Raw genomic sequence first — 2773 nt, 5'->3', positions numbered from 1 at the left:
GGGCACCACCGCCGGCCAGCGCGCTGGAGAGGCCCAGGCCGGCCAGGCCGAGGAACTCCCGCCGCCCGAGCCCGCCGCGGCCCGCCGCCGGCCGGGCCGGGCGCCGGTGGGCCCCCCGGCGCGCGGACGTGCGTGGCATGGTCAGACCGCGCAGGAGGGCGGGATGGCAGGTATCACAGCGGCCGTCATCCGGCGCGTCGGCAGCGGGCTCTCCAGAACTCGGCGTCATCTCGACCCCTCCACAGGTAGACGAAAAGTAGCGATATCGCTTCTGATCGTTGATTGCGATCGGCACCCTTCTCGCCTGTATTCAACTGCGTGTCCAGATGGCTACTTTTAGGGCCACAATGTGGCACCATGCTCCGGACGGCACCGGCGCACCAGCACCCCGGCGATCATGCTTTTCCCGCGGCCGCGGTCGGAAAACCGACGTCCGACCGGAGCAACCAGTACCAGTGGACGAGAGTCCAACATGTGCGACAGCCGGAACCGCTTCGGTTCGGGAGGAGTGGATGACCATGGCGCTGGTTCATCACGATCCGCATGACGGGGTCCTGATCACCCGGATCGGTCAGGCGGAGATAACGGTCCGGCCCGAGCCACCGGCCGCCGCGGGACAGGCGCCGGTGATCCTGCTACGCCTGGACGCCCCGATGCTCGACGCCCTCGCCGCCGCCTATCTCACGCCCGAGGAGGCCCGCATGCTCGCCGAGGTGCTGCTGCGCTCGGCCGACCTGCTGCGCCCGGCAAGCCCCTGGCGCACCCCCGGCACCTGAACCAGCGGGACGCGGCGTGACGGCACAACGACCCGTCCCGCCCTTGTCACCGGACCTGAAAACCGGCCGGCGCGTCACCGCGCCCCGGCGGTATTCACGGAATCTCAACAGGCTGACGGCGATTTTACCCTGTCGATATCCGGACAGGCCTGCCACGGCACGACGGCCTCGCATTCATCCGAGTCAGCGGATATACCGGATGAAAGCTTTTACAGCCGTGGGGGCGTCATGCGTGTGTCCGTGCCTTTTGCTGTCCCCGTCACCCTGGCGGTCACCGCGGCAATCCTGCTGACGACGGGCTGCAACGTCAGCAGCGGTAGCAGCCGCTCGTCCGGCGGACGGTCGTCGCATGTCTCGAAGTCGTCCGACAGCAACCGGACGGGGACGCAGCACGTCACGTCACCGGCGACGTCACCCGCGACGGCGACGGCCAGCGCGTCCCCGGCGCGGGACGGCGATGTCGACGGCGACGGCCGCGCTGACTCGATCACACTTCCCGCCGCTGGCACACTCCTGGTCCGCTACGCGACCGGCCGTACCGACGAGGTTCCCTTCGAGGGCAATCCGGATCTGACGGTGCAGGGGGTGCTCGGCTCGGTCGACGCGGACCGGGACGGGCACGCGGAGGTGTTCGTCCGGGTCGACCGGGGAGCCGGGCTACAGGCGGCAACGGTCTTCCGGTACGTCGACTCCCGGCTGCGGCTGGTCACCCTCGACGGGCAGCAGGCGTCGCTGCCCTACGGCGCCTCGCTGCGGAACGCGGCGAAATGGGGCTGCCACCGCACGCAGTCACCAACTGCCGCGATCGAGATCTGGACGGGCACCAGCACCGACGGCAGGAGCTATCAGGGCCGCACCACCTTCTACGACTTCTCCGGCACCCGCCTGATCGCCCGCGGCCAGTCACCCCTGACCCCACCCCCACAGAACCTCACCTGCGGCTCGGTGAAATTCGGCTAGAAACCCACCCACACAGCTTTCACACTCCTACCGCAGAAGTCTCGTCATGCCACTTGAGCCTGTCAGTACAGGCTCAGAAGACCAGTTCGTCGAGGCTGCCCCGCCCGTGCAGATCACGCAGAAGCAGGTCCTGGGCGATGTCCATGACGGCAGCGTCACGGCCGTCGACCCCAGCGCCTGGTGGGGTGTGCCGACCGATCCAACCGATCGTAACCGCGATGAGTCCACTGCTCATGTGACGGACTCCAGTTTTCGTGGGTCGAAGGGCAGCAGGGTGTCGGCCACCTGCCAGCGGCTGTCGTGTCGGACAACTTTGCGGCGTGGGCCGAACCACGTCTTCGTCGAAGGCCCGATGATCTGCTCGGCTACGTCGGGACGCAGCCCCTGGAGTAGATAGCCCGATCGGCTGGCGACCGTGGATGGACGCCTGCCCAACTCGACAAGCACGTCGTCAGTGGTAACTTCCGCGACCAGGTCCGGAAGCCATTCGAGTGCGCTGGACCATGAGCGTACACGAGTCGGATTCGTGGCCATATGTACCAGTACGCTCGCCGGGTGCAGCACTGGCACCCCCTTCGCTCGCTGGTAGTCGAGCCTGGGCGCGAACACCGACACGTCGAGGCCATCGGGCAACCGGCGGGCATCACGCTCACTCACCGCCGTGACCTCGACACGCGTTGGGGCCCGGTCCGCCAGGCCGAGCGCCCACGCGGCTGCCTGGAAAGTCAGGCCACAGGCGACCTCGCTGCGAGCGAGGACCGAACGCAGCAGGCGGGTGTGCCCGCCGCGGCTGTAAGGACCGGCCACCGCTGCCGGAGCGAACTCCCACACGCCGCGCTGGCCAGTCGGCAACAGCCAGCCACGCTCACGCAGCCGGGCCGCGACTGTCCGGGTAGCCGTGCGGATACCAGCCGCGCGGACCAGATCGTCAAGCCGCGCTGTCGTCACCAGATCCGCTTCCTCCAGCTCCAGCTGCTCCAGCACAGGCGCCAGCGAAGGGGGGATCGCTCGTGTCATGTGCAACCAGCCTGCCTCAG

Annotated in this window: 4 protein-coding genes and 1 pseudogene; 2 read left to right on the top strand and 3 right to left on the bottom strand. The window is 68.4% G+C overall.

Features of this window, described 5'->3' with window-relative positions:
* Window positions 1–229: pseudogene (locus tag NBW84_RS23755) on the bottom strand (spermidine/putrescine ABC transporter substrate-binding protein); the annotation flags it as partial.
* A gap of 289 nt (window positions 230–518) precedes the next feature.
* Here NBW84_RS23755 and NBW84_RS23750 point away from each other — a divergent pair.
* Together NBW84_RS23750 and NBW84_RS23745 are read left to right on the top strand one after the other, a co-directional pair.
* Window positions 519–776 carry a hypothetical protein gene (locus NBW84_RS23750; protein WP_250287562.1) on the top strand — a complete coding sequence of 86 codons (258 nt, stop codon included), beginning with the start codon at window positions 519–521 and terminating at the stop codon, window positions 774–776.
* A 240-nt stretch (window positions 777–1016) separates the two neighbouring features.
* Window positions 1017–1736, top strand: coding sequence for a hypothetical protein (locus NBW84_RS23745; RefSeq protein ID WP_250287560.1), 720 nt, complete (start codon window positions 1017–1019; stop codon window positions 1734–1736).
* Between the two features lie 73 nt (window positions 1737–1809).
* Here the strand turns inward: NBW84_RS23745 and NBW84_RS23740 are convergent, their stop codons facing one another.
* The gene (locus NBW84_RS23740; protein WP_250287558.1) at window positions 1810–1971 is read right to left on the bottom strand and encodes a hypothetical protein; all 162 of its coding nucleotides are present in this window, start codon (window positions 1969–1971) and stop codon (window positions 1810–1812) included.
* The coding region (locus NBW84_RS23735; RefSeq protein ID WP_250287556.1) for a type IV toxin-antitoxin system AbiEi family antitoxin at window positions 1968–2773 on the bottom strand (806 nt) is incomplete at its 5' end. The genes NBW84_RS23735 and NBW84_RS23740, both read right to left, overlap by 4 nt.

This window comes from Protofrankia sp. CiP1_Cm_nod2, assembly GCF_920664355.1.
Classification (GTDB): Bacteria; Actinomycetota; Actinomycetes; order Frankiales; family Frankiaceae; genus Protofrankia.
This window is presented reverse-complemented; position numbering and strand designations above follow the sequence as displayed.

Bases quoted from the DNA above. Each gene is read 5' to 3' on its own strand.
- NBW84_RS23750 (WP_250287562.1), top strand. From the start codon at position 519: ATGGCGCTGGTTCATCACGATCCGCATGACGGGGTCCTGATCACCCGG.
- NBW84_RS23740 (WP_250287558.1), bottom strand. From the start codon at position 1,971: ATGAGCAGTGGACTCATCGCGGTTACGATCGGTTGGATCGGTCGGCAC.